Annotated in this window: 2 protein-coding genes; one reads left to right on the top strand and one right to left on the bottom strand. The window is 37.9% G+C overall.

The features are described 5' to 3' along the window. The first annotated feature begins 168 nt into the window (after positions 1-168). Entirely contained in the window at positions 169-345 is a 177-nt protein-coding gene (locus NEOC65_RS08800; RefSeq protein WP_213156282.1) for a hypothetical protein, read from the top strand. A 2-nt stretch (positions 346-347) separates the two neighbouring features. On the opposite strand, the gene NEOC65_RS08795 is transcribed toward NEOC65_RS08800, so the two are convergent. Then, the gene (locus NEOC65_RS08795) at positions 348-488 is read right to left on the bottom strand and encodes a hypothetical protein (RefSeq protein WP_213156281.1); all 141 of its coding nucleotides are present in this window, start codon (positions 486-488) and stop codon (positions 348-350) included. Positions 489-1170 lie beyond the last annotated feature (682 nt).

The raw sequence follows: 1170 nt of genomic DNA, 5'->3' as shown, positions 1-1170 counted from the left end.
TGACCACTATGAGGTCAGAAGCTACACAGGCTGGTATCGACACATGACGCTTTGTTTATTAGCTTTAACTTTCCTTTCGGGCTTGCGCGATGCTTTCAACCTACTGGAGAAGAAAAAAAAAGCTCGTCGGCTTCATATGAAGAAGTTTCTAAAAGTACGGAATTTAATTTGATTAGATATACCTTACAAGAAGCTAGGCGTTTAGTGATCTATGCACATACCTCTATCAAGCAATGCTGGAGCTATTGGTTAGAATGGTCTAATTGGCGTCGTAAGCATCAAGCGAGTGCTTGTTACTACCATTATCAAAGGCAAAGAAAGCTATGTTTACATTTACCACTGTAGTACTAAACGCCTTTAATAGCGCCTACATAATAAGTATCTGGGGATAATAGATAACCTGGATGTTCAGTTTCAATTTCGCCATGAGCTTCTTTTTCTTCCTTGGCTTTTTCAAGAGCTTTTAGGTGGTTCTCTGTTAATATCATTTCTTCTTAGAGCCACCTTAGCTTCCAATGCGGTGAGGCGTTTTTGAAAGGCCTTAAAGATGTTGTAGCCACACAGAGTGCGTCCCCTCTGGCGAAATGAAAGCTTCTTGTTTCTTCAAGCTCATTACATACTCCTAATATCCATAAAAAGACTTATGAAGAGCAAAACCAACCACAGCTTTTTCGATAGTCTCGTCCACCCTGTCTTTTATGCGGGTTTTTTTACTACGCGTCATACTCGAAAAGCTACCCTTTCCCTCTTTCATAAAGTTTTTTGAATCTATAAAAGCTCTTTCTAAAATATCCCATCATTTTACACGCCTTAAGATACATTTCCTAATGTTTTAGCTAGCTTTATGACACCAAGTTTATTTTTGATAAATTTTTGATGAGTTGCTAAATTTGACATTTTGGCACTCCTCATTGATCTTGGGGCCGCTCGCTTCACCTGTGGCCCTATCGCTTTCAATGAGTGGCAGGGCTTCAAGCTTCGCGGCTTTCAAATCGCATCTCTCTATTTTTATTACAAAAGTCAGATTAAGTCCTATCTATTACAATTTATATCTTCCCTTGTAAGGATAAGATCTTGGAAATTAAACGTATTTAAATTCTGATACTGGCCTTTTTTTCTTTCTTCCTCAGAAAAAGCAATTAATCGATTAGACTTTATGCCAAATATAAA

This window comes from Neochlamydia sp. AcF65, assembly GCF_018342435.1.
Taxonomy (GTDB): Bacteria; Chlamydiota; Chlamydiia; order Chlamydiales; family Parachlamydiaceae; genus Neochlamydia.
The sequence above is the reverse complement of the archived record's forward strand: the minus strand, read 5'-3'. Positions and strand labels throughout refer to the sequence as shown.

Coding starts and splice junctions, on each gene's coding strand:
- NEOC65_RS08795 (WP_213156281.1), bottom strand. CDS start 488: ATGATATTAACAGAGAACCACCTAAAAGCTCTTGAAAAAGCCAAGGAA.